Genomic DNA, 15591 nt, shown 5'->3' on the forward strand with positions numbered 1-15591 from the left:
ACCGCTGCGCAGTGCTCGGGTGGATCGGCTGTTCGGAAGCCATGTGACCGTTCACATCGGCGATCACCAGTGTAGGCGTGCGCCGGTGGGGGCTGTCAATGAGCAGCGGGTAACGAGGGCGTCTCAGCCCGCGGGCGCCGCCGTCGAGGCGCGGACGACGAGTTCCGGGACGACGTCGGGCGTCGCGCCCCCCGCACCCGCGCTCGACGCCGTCACACCCGGCCCCGCATCGCCGATGAGCCCGAGCAGCCGCGCCACGCAGCGCCTGCCGAGCTCGGGGAAATCCTGCCGCACGGTGGTCAGCGGCGGCCAGTAGTAGGCGGCCTCCGGGACGTCGTCGAACCCGACCACGCTGATGTCCTCCGGGACGCGGCGGCCGCCCTCGCGGAAGGCATGGAGCAGCCCGAGTGCCATCTGGTCGTTCGAGGAGAAGACCGCGGTGATGCCGGCGTCCGCCATGATGTGCGCTCCGGCACGGTACCCCGACTCCGCCGTCCAGTCGCCGGAGAGCAGCTTCTCCGGCACCCGGCCCCAGGCCTCCATCTCGCTGCGGTACCCGCGCACGCGCGCTTCCGTCTCGAACCACCCGTCCGGGCCCGCGACGTGCACGATCCTCCGGTGCCCCAGCTCGAGCAGGTGCCGGGTGGCGAGTGCCGCCCCGCCCGACTGGTCCACGGAGAGGCGGTGGTCGTCGTGGGCGCGTGCGGAGTGGACCGTCACGAACGGCAGGGTGATGGACAGGTGCCCGATCTCCCCGAGCGTCTGCGTCTGCGGCGCGAGGATGATCAGCCCGTCCACGCCGTGGGCCAGCAGGCGATCGAGGGCGGAGCGGATCGACCCCGCGTCCACGTCGTCGAGGTGCGCGACGTCGACGGCGTAGCCGGCCTCGCGGGCCGCGCTGTCGATGGCCTGCAGGCTGGCGGCGGGTCCGTACTCGAAGCCCTTGCTGACGAGCACGCCGATCATGGTGGACCGGCTCGTCACGAGCGCGCGGGCGGCCCGGTTCGGACGGAAGCTCAGCTCGTCCATCGCGGCCAGGACGCGGTCGCGCGTCTCGGCCCGCAGGCTCGGATGGCCGTTGAGCACGCGGGACACCGTCTGGTGCGAGACACCCGCCCGCCGGGCGACGTCGCGGATGTTCGGCGCCCGCCCCGGTTCGGGGGGCCGCTCCACCGGCGGGGAGGCGCGGTCGGACCCGGCGTCAGTGGGAGTCGACAATGGTGTCGTTCCGCGCGAAGCGCCGGTTCCTGAGCACCGGCAGGAACTCGCGGACGTCGTCGACCCTCCGGCGCGTCACCTCCGTGGTGACGACACCCCGCTCCTCGTCCTCGAGATGCACCTGCGGCACGCCCATGGGGTCGATGATGGCGGAATGGCCGATCGTGTGGCTGCTGGAGGTGCCGGCCGCTGCTACCCAGAGGGTGTTCTCGATGGCCCGCGCCTTGAGCAGTGTCTCCCAGTGCTCGATCTTGTGCTCGCCCTTGAACCAGGAGGCGGGAACGCAGATGAGGTCCGCCCCCGCATCCGCAAGGGCCCGCGCCTGCTCGGGGAAGCGGACGTCGTAGCAGGTCATGAGCCCCACCCGGACGTCTCCGAGCTGGGCCACCTTGATGCCGCCGTCACCCGGCTTGATGTTGGCGGACTCCTGGTAGCTGAAGGCGTCGTACAGGTGCAGCTTGCGGTACGTGTCCACGATGCGTCCGGTGGCATCGATGAGCACGAGGGTGTTGAAGGGCCGCTCCTCGCCGCTGGGCTCGTATCCGCCGGCGACGATCGCGATCGAGTGCTCGGCCGCGATGAACGACAGCTGCTGCACGAAGGAGGTCCAGCCGGCCTCCACGGCCTCCTGCAGCGGGCCCTCGACCTTGCCGATGGCGAACATCGACTCCTCGGGGAAGACGATCAGCTCCGAGCCCTCGGCAGCCGCCTCGGCAGCGAGCTCCCGCATGACGGCGAGGTTCACCCGGGCGTCCCCACCCGGCCTGAACTGACCAACGCTGACCTTCATGATGCCACCTCACGTGTGTGCCGTGCCTTGCTCCAAGCCTACAGACTCCCGTCCAGCACGCCGGAGTAGCCTTCTCCCCATGAGGAATCCGAGAAAGGGCAGGCGCGTGGAGCCCGGCCCCGGCCAGGAGTCGGTATGGGATTATCCGAGGCCGCCGCGCGTGGAGAGCACCCCGGCGACGATCGAGGTGCGCTTCGGCGGGCAGCTCATCGCGAGGACGAACCGGGCGGTCCGCGTGCTCGAGACGAGCCACCCGCCGGTCTACTACCTGCCGATTCCGGACTTCACCCCCGGGGTCCTGCGCCCGGTCGAGGGCACCACGCACTGCGAGTTCAAGGGCACCGCGAGCTACTTCGACGTCGTCGCCGGCTCCGCGCGCAGTCCTCGTGGCGCCTGGACCTACCCCGCTCCGGTGGCCGGGTACGAGGACCTGGCCGGCCGCGTCGCCATCTATCCCTCGCGGATGGACGAATGCACCGTCGACGGCGAGCGGGTCCGGTCCCAGGAGGGCGACTTCTACGGGGGCTGGATCACCGCCGCGATCGTCGGCCCGTTCAAGGGTGGCGCGGGAACCTGGGGCTGGTAGCGCCCGCCTCCCGCGCCGCCGCGACCGGATCCGGCCGCCGGACGGGTCTCAGGCCCCGATCAGGTCGTTGACCACGATGGTCTGGTCGCGGTCCGGGCCCACGCCGATGGCGGAGAACCGGGTGCCGGACAGCTTCTCGAGCGCCCGGACGTAGGTCTGCGCGTTGTCCGGGAGGTCCTCGATGGTCCGGGCGCCCGTGATGTCCTCGGTCCAGCCGTCGAAGTACTCGAAGATCGGCTTGGCGTGGTGGAACTCGGTCTGGGTCATGGGCATCTCGTCGTGTCGCACGCCGTCGACGTCGTACGCCACGCACACGGGGATGCTCTCGATGCCCGTCAGGACGTCGAGCTTGGTGACGAAGTAGTCGGTGAAGCCGTTGACGCGGGAAGCGTGGCGCGCCAGGACGGCGTCGTACCAGCCGCACCGGCGCGGGCGCCCGGTGTTGACGCCGAACTCGCCGCCGGTCTTCTGCAGGTAGAGGCCCATCTCGTCGAAGAGCTCCGTGGGGAACGGGCCGGCGCCGACGCGCGTGGTGTAGGCCTTGATGATGCCGATCGAGCGGGAGATGCGTGTGGGCCCGATACCCGAGCCCACCGATGCGCCGCCGGCCGTCGGGTTCGACGACGTCACGAACGGGTAGGTGCCGTGGTCGACGTCGAGGAAGGTCGCCTGGCCGCCCTCCATGAGGACCACCTTGCCGGCGTCGAGCGCATCGTTGAGCACGAACGTGGAGTCGATGACGAGGGGCCGCAGCCGCTCGGCGAAGGAGAGGAAGTACGAGACGACCTCCTCGACCTCGACGTCGCGCCGGTTGTAGACCTTGACCAGCAGTTCGTTCTTCTGCTTGAGGGAGCCCTCCACCTTCTGGCGCAGGATCGACTCGTCGAAGACGTCCTGGACGCGCAGGCCGAGCCGGGCCACCTTGTCCATGTAGGCCGGGCCGATGCCACGGCCGGTGGTGCCGATGGCTCGCTTGCCGAGGAAACGCTCGGTGACCTTGTCCAGGACCTGGTGGTAGGGAGCCACGAGGTGGGCGTTGGCGGAGACACGCAGCTTGGAGGTATCCGCGCCGCGGGCCTCGAGCCCGTCGATCTCCTCGAAGAGGGCCTCGAGGTTGATCACGCAGCCGTTGCCGATGATCGGAACGGCGTTGGGGCTGAGGATGCCGGCGGGAAGGAGCTTCAGCTCGTACTTCTCACCGCCGACGACGACGGTGTGCCCGGCGTTGTTGCCACCGTTGGGCTTCACGACGAAGTCGACCCGGCCGCCCAGCAGGTCAGTGGCCTTGCCCTTACCCTCGTCGCCCCACTGGGCTCCGACAATGACGATTGCTGGCATGGGATCCTCCCCCATTCGGTACGGGTTCCCCCCGCGCAACCGCGGAAAGTGCGCCGTGCATCAGAACGCCCCAACCGGCCGAACGCTGCGCGCGACCACTGGGGCTCTTACCGTCCGAGTTTAGCGGAGCCGCTCCGGGGTCGTCGAAAAAGGCCGGGAGTGACGGTCCCCGTCCGTCCCGGCCGGGGAGTCCGCCGTGGACAATGGGGGCATGGACCGCTTCGAAGGACATATCGCCGGGATCGGGACCGCTTCGGGTACCCGGCTCGTGATCGGCCGGTGGGACACCTCGCCCTTCGGCGCGTTCACCGACGTCATGATGGAGGATGCGGTCGGCCGGCGGACGCTGCTCGCGCCGGGTCAGGAGATCGCGGAGTACGTCGGCGCGACGTACACGTTCGACGACGTCGTCCTCACGCCCGTCAGCTCCACGCTGACGATGGACCGGCTCGTGGTGGAGGCCGACGACCTGCGGGTCCGGATCGGGATCGGAGGCGTGACCCCGCTCGGGCGCCTCCTCGGCCTGGTACCGCAGCGCCTGGCCACCCATCCCCGGTGGCTCGCGCTCATCAACCCGGTGGCGTCCCTGCTGGTGAAGGGCGTGGCGACGGCCGGATCCGCAGGACATGGCCGCACCGAGTACTACGGCGCCACGTCAGCCCGGGCCGTCACCGGCGCGACGGCGGTCTGGCACGGTGCCGACCTCGGCTCACTCGCCCCCGTGAGCCCGCCCGTCCGGTTCGGTTTCAGCTCCGCACCACCGCGCCCGCAGCTGGTCTCGGTCACCACGACCATCCGACGCCCCGAGCAGTAGAGACCGGGTCGAGGTCGGGCGCCCGCTACCGCAGGGCACCCGCGCGTCCCGGGACACGACGCCGGGCCACCGCGTAGTGCGGCCAGTACCTGATGCGCCCCGGCAGGAGCGGCGCGGCAAGGCGCACGAGCCTCCGGATCACGGCGAAGGCGACACGTTCACGGCGCCGCCAGGGAAGCCCGTAGGCCCCGCGCAGCGACGGCGGGAGGATGCCCGCGGCGAGCAGGGACGGCAGCGGCCGGAGCGGCCGCGCGACGATCGGCGGGTCCGGGGCGAGGATCTGCCGGGCGATCAGCCGCCCCGCTCCGCCGACGTCGAGCGTGCCGCGCACCTGCTGGTCCATGTAGCGCGTGAGTCCCGCGTAATCGGCGGGCAGGAGTGCGGGCGGGACGCCGAAGAGATGGGCCATGCGGGTCATGTCCCGGTAGTACTCGTCCCGCTCGGCCGTGGAGACGGGCCGGAGGAAGGTGTCGCTCACCTCGAGGGCCGCCCAGACGAGGGTCGAGAACACCCAGAGGTCCAGGCCCGGATCCGTGGCACTGTAGGGCGTCCCGGCCGGTATCGAGGCGCTCGCGTCAGGGAGGGTGCCCCGTACGGGGCGGTGCTTGCGTGCCACGTATCCGGCGGCGGCGCGCACCTGCGCCTGGTCCCCGAAGGAGACCGTCAGGACGGCGTCGAGCGTTCCCCGCAGTCGCTGCAGGGGATCATGCGCGAAGTTGCTGTGGGCCCTCACGCCCTCCGCCACGAGCGGATGTGCCACCTGCAGCAGGAGTGCAGCCGGCCCTCCCGCCAGGATGGCCCGTTCGCGGCCGACACGCCAGGCAGCGGAACCCGGCCCGAAGATCCCGGGATCCCCCGGAGTGCCCGGCCCGGGAGCCGGGGGGAAGAATCTCCCGAGGTCCCTCATACGCCGCCCCCGGCACGCGCTTCCGCTGCGCCGTCCTCCAGCTCCTCGTCCCCGGCGACCCACTCCAGCAGGTCGCCGGGCTGGCAGTCGAGCACCCTGCACATCGCCTCGAGCGTGCTGAAGCGGACCGCCTTCGCGCGTCCGTTCTTGAGCACCGCCACGTTGGCCGGCGTCAGGCCGATCCGATCCGCGAAATCCCCCACGCTCATCTTGCGCTTCGCGAGTTCGACATCGATACGCACGATGATCGGCATCAGATCACCTCGTCCAGTTCGGTGCGCAGCAGGCGCGCCTCGGCGTCGCGGTCGACGGCCTGCCGGAGCAGTGCGCGCAGCACGAGCACGATCAGCGCCACCGCCGCGATCATCACGGCCACTCCCCCGATGAGCAGCACGACGCCGGGCGCCACGGCCTCACCCGGCGCCAGGGCGATCCCGAGACCCACGGTGAGCAGACTCGCGGCCGCGAAGGCGCCGATCACGACGTTGACCAGCCGGAAAGCGCCCAGGGAGAACACGGTCCTGCGCCGGGCCATGGTCAACAGCCCCCAGACGCACACCGCGGCCACCTGGAGGGCGAGGATGACGAGCACGGTCAGCACGACGAGCGGCGTCCTGATCAGGGCGACGTCCGGATCCGCGCGGTCGAGCTCGACGCCCAGGAGTGAGAGCATCACCACCTGGATGAACACGGCGCCCGCGAACATCATGCACAGCACGACCCTCAGCGCGAGGACGGTGATTCTTCCCATGACAGCTCCTTCTCCTGGTATCCAGTAGAAGGCTATCGTTAATCGATACTAAACGCGAGGGTATCGATGGAAGCCGTGGTCCCCGCGGAGCCTGCGCAGACCGTGCCGGGAATCAGATCGAGTAGTCGGACCCGGGGTTCGTCGCGTCGAGGTACTCCCGCACCGCACCCTGGGGGACGCGATAGGACCTCCCGAACCTGATGCTGTTGATGCTTCCCGACTGCACCAGCCGGTACACCGTCATCTTCGAGACCCGCATCATCGCGGCCACCTCGGCGACCGTATACAACTGACCCGTACTCACGCTTGTGGACATTTCGAGCACCGCTTCCATTCGCCTCACCACGATTCGTGGAGCTTTTAACTTTGGTCGCGTTCGCAACAACTGCACAAGGAAGTGGACTACTTGTTTATCAACTGCCACAACAAGTACCGCAGGCACCATCCGGCGTGGAGGGCGGAAGATGTTCCCCGACGGGAAGGGCGGGCCCGCCGAGGCGGGCCCGCCCTTCCCGGTGGTCGGCGTCCTGCCGTGCAGGACGTCCGTCAGCCCGCGAGCTGCGCGCTGGCCTCCGGATCCGACTCCCGGAGGAAGACCGCGATGCGCTCGGCCTCCTCGATCTCACCGATGGATGCGGCCGCCCTGCCCAGCGCGTAGAGCGAGCGAAGGAAGCCGCGGTTCGGCTCGTGCGCATACGGGATGGGACCGGTGCCGCGCCAGCCGCTGCGGCGGAGCGCGTCCAGGCCGCGGTGGTAGCCCGTGCGCGCGTAGGCGTAGGACTCGATCGTGCGGCCTTCGGCGTACGCCTCGTCCGCGAGGATGGCCCAGACGAGCGACGACGTGGGGTGCTTCGCCGCCAGGTCCACGGCCTCGTCGCCCGCCGCGAGGCGCCCGACGACGTCGGGCTCCTCCGGCAGGAGCGTGGGCTCCGGACCCAGCAGGTTCTTCCGGAACTCGTCGGACACTAGAGCTTCTTCCCGGCGGATCCGAGGGATGCTGCGGCCTCGACGACGCGGGCGGAGAGGCCGGCCTCGGCGGAGGCCCCCCAGACCCGGGGGTCGTAGGTCTTCTTGTTGCCGACCTCGCCGTCGACCTTCAGGACGCCGTCGTAGTTGCGGAACATGTGGTCGACGACAGGGCGCGTGAAGGCGTACTGGGTGTCGGTGTCGATGTTCATCTTGATGACGCCGTAGGAGACGGCGTCGGCGATCTCCTGGTCGGAGGAACCGGACCCGCCGTGGAACACGAGGTCGAACGGCTTGTCCTTGCCGATCTTCTGGCCCACCTGGTCCTGGATCTCCTTGAGGATCTCGGGGCGCAGCTTGACGCCGCCGGGCTTGTAGACGCCGTGCACGTTGCCGAAGGTCAGCGCCGTGATGTAACGGCCGTGCTCGCCGGCACCGAGCGCGTCGATGGTCGCCAGGGCGTCCTCGACCGTGGTGTAGAGCTTGTCGTTGATGGCGTTCTCGACGCCATCCTCCTCGCCGCCGACAGTACCGATCTCGACCTCGAGGATGATCTTCGCCGCAGCGGCGCGGGGCAGGATCTCACGGGCGATCCGGAGGTTCTCCTCGAGGGTCTCGGCCGAGCCGTCCCACATGTGCGAGTTGAAGATGGGGTCGCGGCCGTTCTTCACGGCCTCCTCCGACGCGGCGAGCAGGGGCAGCACGAAGTCGTCGAGCTTGTCCTTGGGGCAGTGGTCGGTGTGCAGCGCGATGTTGACGTCGTACTTCTTCGCCACCTCCTTGGCGAAGGCCGCGAAGCCGAGCGAACCGGCAACCATGTCCTTGACGCTGGCGCCGGACCAGTAGGCGGCGCCGCCCGTGGAGACCTGCACGATGCCGTCCGATCCCGCCTCGGCAAACCCTCGCATCGCTGCGTTGAGGGTCTGGGAGGAGGTCACGTTCACAGCCGGGAATGCGAAGCCGCCCGCCTTCGCGCGGTCGATCATCTCGGCGTAAACATCAGGGGTTGCAATAGGCATACTGAAGACTCCTTAGTGGTGGGAAGTGCTGTGCTTCATCCTAGCGATCGCACCTGCCGGTCGCAGGGGATGTCGGCTTCGTCAGACGTGCTGCCCGAACACGTGCCGCCGTACCCAGCCGTGCATGGCGATCGCCGCAGCCGCGGAGGCGTTGATCGAGCGCGTGGAGCCGAACTGGGCGATGGAGAGCGTGGCCTCCGCGGCCTGGTGGACCTCGGGGGTGAGGCCGGGCCCCTCCTGGCCGAACACGAGCACGCATCGCTCGGGGAGGTCGTACGTCTCGAGCGGCACGGAGTCGGGGAAGTTGTCGATCCCGATCACGGCCAGCCCTTCGTCTGCGGCCCACGCGGTGAAATCCGCCACCGTGGGGTGGTGGCGGACGTGCTGGTAGCGGTCGGTGACCATGGCACCGCGACGGTTCCAGCGCCGTCGCCCGATGATGTGGACCTCCTTCGCGAGGAACGCGTTCGCCGTGCGCACCACCGAGCCGATATTGAGGTCGTGCTGCCAGTTCTCGATCGCGACGTGGAAACCATGACGGCGCTCGTCGAGATCCGCAACGATCGCCTCGTGCGTCCAGTAGCGGTACGCGTCGACGACGTTCCGGGTGTCGCCGGCCGAGAGCAGCTCGCGGTCCCAGTGGTCGCCGTCGGGCCATTCGCCCTCCCACGGGCCGACCCCGACGGCGGGGCTCCCGGCCGTTCCGTCCGCGGCGTCGGCAGGGTCAGTGGGCTCCGGCAGGGGTTCTTTCACCGTCCAAGCGTAGACGGCGCCAAAGGTGGAAGACTGGCACCGGCAGGTCCCGTACGTCACCGCTGGAAGGATTCCCATGCGCGAGAACGAACACATCGAGTGCTGGCTCACCGACATGGACGGTGTGCTGGTGCACGAGAACCAGGCCATCCCCGGAGCGGCCGAGCTGATCGAGAGGTGGGTGGCCACCTCCAGGCGGTTCCTCGTCCTGACGAACAACTCCATCTACACACCGCGTGACCTCGCGGCACGCCTGAAGGCATCCGGGCTCGAGATCCCCGAGGAGAACCTCTGGACGTCCGCCCTGGCCACGGCGCAGTTCCTGCGCGACCAGCTCCCCGGAGGCCGGGCCTACGTGATCGGCGAGGCCGGCCTGACCACGGCGCTGCACGAGGCCGGCTTCGTCCTCACCGACACGAACCCCGACTACGTGGTGCTCGGCGAGACCCGCACGTACTCCTTCGAGGCGATCACCAAGGCCGTCCGCCTGATCCTCGACGGCGCCCGCTTCATCGCCACCAACCCCGATGTCACAGGGCCCTCGAAGGAGGGTCCGCTGCCCGCGACGGGCGCCATCGCGGCCATGATCACGGCCGCGACCAGTCGCGACCCCTACATCGTGGGCAAGCCCAACCCCATGATGTTCCGCTCGGCCATGAACCAGATCGACGCGCATTCCGAGACCACGGCGATGATCGGCGACCGCATGGACACCGATATCATCGCGGGCATGGAAGCGGGCCTGCACACCGTCCTGGTACTGAGCGGGATCACGCAGCGGGAAGACATCGACGCCTACCCGTTCCGTCCTGCCCAGATCTGCGAGTCCGTGGCGGACCTGATCGACCAGGTCTAGGTGTAGCGCTTCCAGCCGCCTCCGCGCGCCACCGGGACGTACTCCCGCTGCACGGTGGCGAGGATGCCCTGGTAGATCAGTGGATTCCATTGCGGGCTGGCATGCGCGGGCAGGGCGCCCTCGGTACGGTGGCCCACCGAGACCACGTTGTCCGGCAGCGAGCGCGCCCAGCCGGCGCGGGCTGTCCGGTAGGTCACGACGCCGTCGTCCGGGTTGCCCGCGAAGACCACCTTGGTGTCGCCGAGCGAGAGCCGGAACCGTGAGACGTCGAAGTGGTAGATGTACGAGGACTGGGTCTGGATGAGCTCGCTGCTGGGCGCGAGGGGGGAGAGCTGCTCGAGCGTCTGGTTCACGATCTGGCTCCAGGTCCGCTCGTTCTTATGGACGATCCGCTCGCCGAGCTCGTACGTGCCGCGCAGGCTGATCGGTACGCGTACCCCGGCCTCGTAGAGCCGCACCACGCCGTCGAACATGCGCTGGTCGCGGACGTCGTAGCGGCTGGACGGCGAGGAGTCGAGGAAGATGAGCTCCACGGGGATGCCGCGGTCACGCAACCGCGCCGCGACCTCGACCGCCACCATGCCGCCGAAGCTGTGGCCGTAGAAGTAGAGCCGCTCGAGCCGGAAGTTGTCCACGTACCGGTTCATGGTGGCCACGACGTTGTTGATGTCGAGGCCGCGGTTGGAGTACCCCATGACCGCCATCTGCGCCCGCCGGGACAGGGTCGGGCGCAGCGAGTTGAGGATCCAGAGGCCCTCCTCCCAGCTCGTCTTGTAGCCGGGGAAGAGGACCCAGCGGTCGTTGGGGAACCGGGCGCTGGCGTCCTCGTCGTCGAGCGGGAGGATGCGCGTCCGGTCCCGCTGGGACTGGATGAGGCGCGTGGCGACGAGGTCGGTCGTCACCAGGGCGGCCGCGGCGGAACCGACCAGGAACGAGCGGCGCGAGGACTCGCGGAAGTCGCGCGCCTGCTGCAGCGCCCTGCCGTCGTCGTCCTGCATGTGGATATCCGGACCGGGCTCGTGCGCAGGGGTCCCGGTCAGGCGAGGCCCAGCTCGTCCTTGCCGAAGGCGAAGAGGTAGGGCACCCCGGCCTCGGACTCGATGCGCTCCTTGGACCCCGTGTTCCGGTCCACGATCACGGCGACGGCCTGCACGTCGCCACCCGCGCGGCGCACGCCCTCGACGGCGGTCAGTGCCGATCCACCGGTGGTCGAGGTGTCCTCGAGGACGACGACGGGACGGCCGGACACGTCGGGGCCTTCGACCTGGCGGCCCATGCCGTGCGTCTTCTGGGTCTTGCGCACCACGAACGCGTCGATCGGGCGCCCTGCCTGCGCTGCCGCATGCAGGACGGCGGTTCCGACGGGATCGGCGCCCATGGTGAGCCCGCCGGCCGCCTCGAAGGCGATACCGGCGTCGTCGAGCAGCTGGAGCATGACGCGCCCGACCAGGACCGATGCCTCGTGGTGCAGCGTGATGCGCCGGAGGTCGATGTAGTAGTCGGCCTCGACGCCGCTGGAGAGCGTGACGCGCTCGTGCACCACGGCGAGTTCCCTGATGAGCTCGAGGAGCCGGGAGCGGTCGGTGGTCTGCGCGGAGGTCTCGGCGGTCATGCGGCCAGTCTATCGAGCGGGCGGGGGCCGGATGCCCGCGCCACGGGGGTGTGGGTTAGACGGCTGCCGGATCGGACAGCCCGAGGACCATGGCGTCGATGCGCTGCGGCGACATCGCATGATGGATGGCGAGCATGCTCGCACCGAGCACTCCGGCGTCGAGACCTGAACTGGACTGGACGATCTGGAGATGTTGCGTGGCGAGCGGGATGGTGCGCGAGTACACCACCTCGCGGATGCCTGCGATGAAGTGTTCGCCGGTGAGCGCCATGGAACCGCCGATGACGATCACGGAGGGGTTGATGAGGCTGACGCATGCGGACACGACCTCACCCACATCCCGACCGGCCTGGCGTACGGCCTGCAGCGCGTCCTTGTTGCCCGAGCCCACCAGCCGGACCACGTCCTCGCTGCCTGTCGCATCGAGGCCGAGGCCGCGTAGTTTGCTCGCGACCGCCGGCCCCGAGGCGATGGCTTCCAGGCAGTCGTGGCTTCCGCAGTGGCAGGGCACCCCCGCCCCGTCGTGGACACGGATATGGCCGATATCACCGGCGGCCCCATCAGCACCCCGCTGCAGCATGCCGTTCAGTACTATTCCCGAGCCGATCCCGGTGGCGACCTTGACGAAGATGAGGTCGTCCACCGCCGGCCATGCGACATTCCGTTCACCCAGGGCCATGATGTTGACGTCGTTGTCCACGAGCACGGGAACGTGGAAGTGCTCCTGCAGGAAGCCGGGGACGTCGTAGGCGTTCCACCCCGGCATGATCGGCGGGTTGATGGGCCTGCCGGTCCTGTGCTCCACGGGGCCCGGCACCCCGACGCCGATCGCCAGCAGATCCGCTGCCGTCCGTCCTGATTGCCGCAGGAGCTCGGTGCCGAGTTCGACCACCGCGTTCAGGACGATCTCGGGGCCCTGGGTGACCTCGATGGTCCGCGTCATCCGATGAAGTCCGTGGCCGGTGAGGTCGGTGACCGCGACCCTCAGGTGCGATGCTCCGATATCGACTCCGAGAACCACCTTGCTGCCGGCCTTCAGGGCGATCCTCGACGAGGGCCGGCCCCCGGTGGATGCGGGACTGTCCATCAGGCCCACGAGCCCCAGTTCCATGAGGGCGTCGATGCGGAGCGTCACCGTGGACCTGGCCAGACCCATCAGTTCCGCGAGTTCGGTCCGGGTCCGTGGACGTCCGTCCCGCAGGATCTGGAACAGCTCACTGGCACCCGATCCGCCCAGTCCGCTGAAGGTACTTATGTCGCTCATTTATCAAGTACAGCACAGCAATCGACGGAAGTGGGGCCTCTTCGGGCACCTGGGCCGGGCCCCTGGCGGGGACAGGGTGTCCACATCAGGCCTTCAGCTGTTTCCGCGTGGCGCTCCGCCCACTGCGGGTGGCGAAGCGCTGCTGCAGCAGTACCGCGACCACGATGATCAGGCCCCTGGCGAGCGCCTGGATCGAGGTGTCGAGGTTGTTCTGCGTGAAGACGTTGATCAGGGTGCTGAAGATCAGTACACCGAGGACGGTGCCCACGATCGTGCCGCGCCCACCGACGAGAAGCGTTCCTCCGACGACCACCGCGGCAATCACCTCCAGCTCGAAGAGCAGTCCGTGCGTCGAGGTCCCCGCGGTGGTCCGCCCGAGCATCATGACGGCAGCGATACCAGCGGTGAGCCCGGCAAGGACGTACAGGTAGACGAGGTGGCGCTTCACCTTGATGCCGGCCAGCCGCGATGCTTCGAGGTTCCCGCCGATCGCGATGGTCCGCCGGCCGAACGTGGTCCGGTTCAGGAGGAACCACCCGGCCGCAGCCACGATGACGAAGATCCAGATGAGGATGGAGATGCCCAGCACCTCGCCCCGCATGACCTGAAGGAACTCACGGTTGGTCACGATCTGGGTGCTGCGCCCGGAGATGAGCTCGGCGAGTCCGCGGGCGCCGACCAGCATGGCCAGGGTGGCGATGAAGGACACCACGTTGCCGTAGGCGATGATCAGCCCGTTGATCAGGCCCGCGCCCGCGCCGACCGCGAGTGCGACGAGGACCATGAGGAGCCAGGACGACTGCGTCGCCGCCAACTGGACGCTGGTCATGCTCGCGACCACCGTTGCCAGGCCCAGGACCGACCCGACGGAGAGGTCGATCCCTCCGGCGGTGATCACGAAGGTGACGCCGATGCTCAGCACACCGATGATCGAGGCATACCGGAGGATGGTGAGCAGGTTCTCCAGGTTCAGGAACCGGTCCCCACTGGTGACGGCACCCACGACGATGAGCAGTGCGAGGGCGATCACGAGCCCCAGGCTGCGACCGGCGGACCCCTTCAGGAAGGTCCGCACGGGATTGTCCCTGGTGGTGCCGTGCTCTGCTGGTGCGCTCGGAGACGGCTGAGCCACCCTGGTCTTCTGCTCGCTCACGCGGCACTTCCCTTCATGACGAGGTCGAGCACCTTGTGCTCGTCCATTTCACTTGCCTTGCTGTGGGCGAGGACCTTGCCGTCATCGATGACGATCACGTTGTCCGCGAGTCCCAGGACTTCCTCGATCTCGCTCGATACGACGATGATCGCCGTGCCGGCCGCCGCAAGCCTCCGGATGAGTGCGTAGATCTCGGAGCGCGCCCCGACATCGACACCGCGCGTGGGTTCGTCCAGCAGCAGCACCGGGGTTCCGTGCACCAGCCAGCGGGCGAGGAGGATCTTCTGCTGGTTGCCTCCTGAGAGGGTCCTCGCGGGCCGGTCCGGATCCGCCGGGCGCAACTCGAGGGCGGAGATCTGCTCCCGTGCCGCATTCCGCTCGGCCCGTTCGTCCAGGTAGCCTGCCCGGGCGAAGCGCTCGAAGGTCGCGAGCGTGACGTTCTTGAACAGCGGCTCATCCAGGATGAGCCCCTGGCTCTTGCGCTCCTCGGGCGAGAGGCCCATTCCGGCGTTCACCGCAGAGGTGACCGACCCAGGCCGAAGCACCTTGCCGTGAACGGAGACCCTGCCCGACGAGGCCCTGCGCGCACCGTAGATGGTTTCGAGGATCTCGGAACGCTTTGATCCCACCAGTCCGGCGAACCCGAGGACCTCCCCGGCCCGCACGGTGAAGCTGAGCCTGTCGAAATGTCCGAGAAGTTCGACGCCGTCCACCTCGAGCACCACCGGGGCATCGGCGGCGATGGGCTGCCGTTCAGGGAAGACGTTCGCAACGTCCCTGCCGGTCATCAAACGGATGAGCTCAGCTTTCGGGGTATCCGCGACGCTGAGGCTGCTCGCCGTGCTGCGGCCGTCCTTGAGGACCGAGATGCGGTCACCGATCTGGCGGATCTCCTCGAGACGGTGGGAGATGTAGACGACGGCGATTCCCTGCGCGGTGAGTTCGCGGACCACACGGAACAGGTTGGCGACCTCACCGGAGTCCAGGATGGCGCTCGGCTCGTCCATGATGATCATCTTCGTGTCCCGGGACAGCGCGCGGGCCATGCTCACGATCTGCTTGTTGGCGGCGGACAGCGTGCCGACCTCCGTGGACGGCGAAAGAGAACCGTGGCCCAGCCGCTCGAGCAGGGTGCGGGCGATCGCATTGGTTCTCTTGACACGGAGGACGCCTGCTCGGGCTCGCTCATGACCGAGGAAGATGTTCTCGGCGACCGACAGCCCGTCGACGACGTCGAGCTCCTGGTACATGGTCGCGATGCCGAGGTCCAGGGCTGCGGTGGGGCTGGGGAGCGAGATCTCCTTGCCCTCCCAGCGAATCTCACCCGTGTCCGGTTGGTGAACGCCGGACAGCGTCTTGATCAGGGTGGACTTGCCCGCTCCGTTCTGTCCCATGACGCAGTGGACCTCTCCGGGGAGGACCTGCAGGTCGACTCCCTTCAGCGCCTGCACGCCGGCGAAGTGCTTGGTGATTCCTCGGACCTCGAGCAACGGCTGTGCATGATCTCCATCGAACATGTGACGAAGGTAACACATTACGTCGGCCATCGATATTACCCCGTCGA

At 68.7% G+C, this 15591-nt stretch carries 18 protein-coding genes; 3 read left to right on the plus strand and 15 right to left on the minus strand.

Features of this window, described 5'->3' with window-relative positions; genetic code table 11:
* Positions 1 to 123 precede the first annotated feature (123 nt).
* The gene (locus AC1MFI_RS03740) at positions 124 to 1218 is read right to left on the minus strand and encodes a LacI family DNA-binding transcriptional regulator (protein ID WP_479819781.1); all 1095 of its coding nucleotides are present in this window, start codon (positions 1216 to 1218) and stop codon (positions 124 to 126) included.
* Positions 1202 to 2008 carry a carbon-nitrogen hydrolase family protein gene (locus tag AC1MFI_RS03745; RefSeq protein WP_479819783.1) on the minus strand — a complete coding sequence of 269 codons (807 nt, stop codon included), beginning with the start codon at positions 2006 to 2008 and terminating at the stop codon, positions 1202 to 1204. Before AC1MFI_RS03745 ends, AC1MFI_RS03740 begins: the two co-directional genes overlap by 17 nt.
* A gap of 79 nt (positions 2009 to 2087) precedes the next feature.
* On the opposite strand from AC1MFI_RS03745, the gene AC1MFI_RS03750 reads away from it, so the two are divergent.
* Positions 2088 to 2594, plus strand: coding sequence for a DUF427 domain-containing protein (locus AC1MFI_RS03750; RefSeq protein ID WP_479819785.1), 507 nt, complete (start codon positions 2088 to 2090; stop codon positions 2592 to 2594).
* A 48-nt stretch (positions 2595 to 2642) separates the two neighbouring features.
* Here the strand turns inward: AC1MFI_RS03750 and AC1MFI_RS03755 are convergent, their stop codons facing one another.
* On the minus strand, positions 2643 to 3932 hold the full coding sequence (locus AC1MFI_RS03755; protein WP_479819786.1) for an adenylosuccinate synthase: 1290 nt from the start codon (positions 3930 to 3932) through the stop codon (positions 2643 to 2645).
* A 211-nt stretch (positions 3933 to 4143) separates the two neighbouring features.
* Between AC1MFI_RS03755 and AC1MFI_RS03760 the strand changes: the two genes are divergently transcribed.
* Positions 4144 to 4746 (plus strand): hypothetical protein, encoded by a 603-nt coding sequence (locus AC1MFI_RS03760; protein WP_479819788.1) that lies wholly within the window; start codon positions 4144 to 4146, stop codon positions 4744 to 4746.
* 25 nt (positions 4747 to 4771) lie between these two features.
* Here the strand turns inward: AC1MFI_RS03760 and AC1MFI_RS03765 are convergent, their stop codons facing one another.
* From AC1MFI_RS03765 to AC1MFI_RS03795, 7 genes are all read right to left on the minus strand, one after another.
* Positions 4772 to 5653, minus strand: coding sequence for an oxygenase MpaB family protein (locus tag AC1MFI_RS03765; protein ID WP_479819790.1), 882 nt, complete (start codon positions 5651 to 5653; stop codon positions 4772 to 4774).
* Positions 5650 to 5907 carry a helix-turn-helix domain-containing protein gene (locus AC1MFI_RS03770; protein WP_479819791.1) on the minus strand — a complete coding sequence of 86 codons (258 nt, stop codon included), beginning with the start codon at positions 5905 to 5907 and terminating at the stop codon, positions 5650 to 5652. The genes AC1MFI_RS03765 and AC1MFI_RS03770 overlap by 4 nt, the downstream gene beginning before the upstream one ends.
* Entirely contained in the window at positions 5907 to 6404 is a 498-nt protein-coding gene (locus AC1MFI_RS03775; protein WP_479819793.1) for a DUF2975 domain-containing protein, read from the minus strand. The genes AC1MFI_RS03770 and AC1MFI_RS03775 overlap by 1 nt, the downstream gene beginning before the upstream one ends.
* Positions 6405 to 6516: 112 nt before the next feature.
* Positions 6517 to 6720: a helix-turn-helix domain-containing protein gene (locus AC1MFI_RS03780; RefSeq protein WP_400484286.1), complete on the minus strand. Its 204-nt coding sequence runs from the start codon at positions 6718 to 6720 to the stop codon at positions 6517 to 6519.
* A gap of 230 nt (positions 6721 to 6950) precedes the next feature.
* Positions 6951 to 7370, minus strand: coding sequence for a DUF3151 domain-containing protein (locus tag AC1MFI_RS03785; protein WP_479819795.1), 420 nt, complete (start codon positions 7368 to 7370; stop codon positions 6951 to 6953).
* Positions 7370 to 8389 carry a class II fructose-bisphosphate aldolase gene (gene fbaA, locus AC1MFI_RS03790; RefSeq protein ID WP_400484288.1) on the minus strand — a complete coding sequence of 340 codons (1020 nt, stop codon included), beginning with the start codon at positions 8387 to 8389 and terminating at the stop codon, positions 7370 to 7372. Before fbaA ends, AC1MFI_RS03785 begins: the two co-directional genes overlap by 1 nt.
* An 81-nt stretch (positions 8390 to 8470) precedes the next feature.
* Complete coding sequence (locus tag AC1MFI_RS03795) at positions 8471 to 9130, minus strand: TrmH family RNA methyltransferase (protein WP_479820773.1); 660 nt, start codon at positions 9128 to 9130, stop codon at positions 8471 to 8473.
* 88 nt (positions 9131 to 9218) lie between these two features.
* Here AC1MFI_RS03795 and AC1MFI_RS03800 point away from each other — a divergent pair, with 88 nt between their 5' ends.
* On the plus strand, positions 9219 to 9998 hold the full coding sequence (locus AC1MFI_RS03800; protein ID WP_479819797.1) for an HAD-IIA family hydrolase: 780 nt from the start codon (positions 9219 to 9221) through the stop codon (positions 9996 to 9998).
* On the opposite strand, the gene AC1MFI_RS03805 is transcribed toward AC1MFI_RS03800, so the two are convergent.
* The 5 genes from AC1MFI_RS03805 to AC1MFI_RS03825 form a co-directional block, all read right to left on the minus strand.
* Positions 9995 to 10996, minus strand: coding sequence for an alpha/beta fold hydrolase (locus AC1MFI_RS03805; RefSeq protein ID WP_479819799.1), 1002 nt, complete (start codon positions 10994 to 10996; stop codon positions 9995 to 9997). The two genes, AC1MFI_RS03800 and AC1MFI_RS03805, sit on opposite strands and share 4 nt — an antisense overlap.
* Before the next feature lie 38 nt (positions 10997 to 11034).
* The gene (gene pyrE / locus AC1MFI_RS03810) at positions 11035 to 11610 is read right to left on the minus strand and encodes an orotate phosphoribosyltransferase (protein WP_479819801.1); all 576 of its coding nucleotides are present in this window, start codon (positions 11608 to 11610) and stop codon (positions 11035 to 11037) included.
* A 55-nt stretch (positions 11611 to 11665) separates the two neighbouring features.
* A complete protein-coding gene (locus tag AC1MFI_RS03815; RefSeq protein ID WP_479819803.1) occupies positions 11666 to 12874 on the minus strand; it encodes an ROK family protein in 1209 nt (402 codons plus the stop codon).
* An 85-nt stretch (positions 12875 to 12959) separates the two neighbouring features.
* Positions 12960 to 14027 carry an ABC transporter permease gene (locus tag AC1MFI_RS03820; RefSeq protein WP_479819805.1) on the minus strand — a complete coding sequence of 356 codons (1068 nt, stop codon included), beginning with the start codon at positions 14025 to 14027 and terminating at the stop codon, positions 12960 to 12962.
* Positions 14024 to 15544 carry a sugar ABC transporter ATP-binding protein gene (locus tag AC1MFI_RS03825; protein WP_479819806.1) on the minus strand — a complete coding sequence of 507 codons (1521 nt, stop codon included), beginning with the start codon at positions 15542 to 15544 and terminating at the stop codon, positions 14024 to 14026. The genes AC1MFI_RS03820 and AC1MFI_RS03825 overlap by 4 nt, the downstream gene beginning before the upstream one ends.
* Positions 15545 to 15591 lie beyond the last annotated feature (47 nt).

The organism is Arthrobacter sp. BC5 (assembly GCF_056680255.1).

Bases quoted from the DNA above. Each gene is read 5' to 3' on its own strand.
- AC1MFI_RS03745 (WP_479819783.1), bottom strand. From the start codon at position 2,008: ATGAAGGTCAGCGTTGGTCAGTTCAGGCCGGGTGGGGACGCCCGGGTG.
- AC1MFI_RS03750 (WP_479819785.1), top strand. From the start codon at position 2,088: ATGAGGAATCCGAGAAAGGGCAGGCGCGTGGAGCCCGGCCCCGGCCAG.
- AC1MFI_RS03755 (WP_479819786.1), bottom strand. From the start codon at position 3,932: ATGCCAGCAATCGTCATTGTCGGAGCCCAGTGGGGCGACGAGGGTAAG.
- AC1MFI_RS03760 (WP_479819788.1), top strand. From the start codon at position 4,144: ATGGACCGCTTCGAAGGACATATCGCCGGGATCGGGACCGCTTCGGGT.
- AC1MFI_RS03765 (WP_479819790.1), bottom strand. From the start codon at position 5,653: ATGAGGGACCTCGGGAGATTCTTCCCCCCGGCTCCCGGGCCGGGCACT.
- AC1MFI_RS03770 (WP_479819791.1), bottom strand. From the start codon at position 5,907: ATGCCGATCATCGTGCGTATCGATGTCGAACTCGCGAAGCGCAAGATG.
- AC1MFI_RS03775 (WP_479819793.1), bottom strand. From the start codon at position 6,404: ATGGGAAGAATCACCGTCCTCGCGCTGAGGGTCGTGCTGTGCATGATG.
- AC1MFI_RS03780 (WP_400484286.1), bottom strand. From the start codon at position 6,720: ATGTCCACAAGCGTGAGTACGGGTCAGTTGTATACGGTCGCCGAGGTG.
- fbaA (WP_400484288.1), bottom strand. From the start codon at position 8,389: ATGCCTATTGCAACCCCTGATGTTTACGCCGAGATGATCGACCGCGCG.
- AC1MFI_RS03800 (WP_479819797.1), top strand. From the start codon at position 9,219: ATGCGCGAGAACGAACACATCGAGTGCTGGCTCACCGACATGGACGGT.
- AC1MFI_RS03805 (WP_479819799.1), bottom strand. From the start codon at position 10,996: ATGCAGGACGACGACGGCAGGGCGCTGCAGCAGGCGCGCGACTTCCGC.
- pyrE (WP_479819801.1), bottom strand. From the start codon at position 11,610: ATGACCGCCGAGACCTCCGCGCAGACCACCGACCGCTCCCGGCTCCTC.
- AC1MFI_RS03815 (WP_479819803.1), bottom strand. From the start codon at position 12,874: ATGAGCGACATAAGTACCTTCAGCGGACTGGGCGGATCGGGTGCCAGT.
- AC1MFI_RS03825 (WP_479819806.1), bottom strand. From the start codon at position 15,544: ATGTTCGATGGAGATCATGCACAGCCGTTGCTCGAGGTCCGAGGAATC.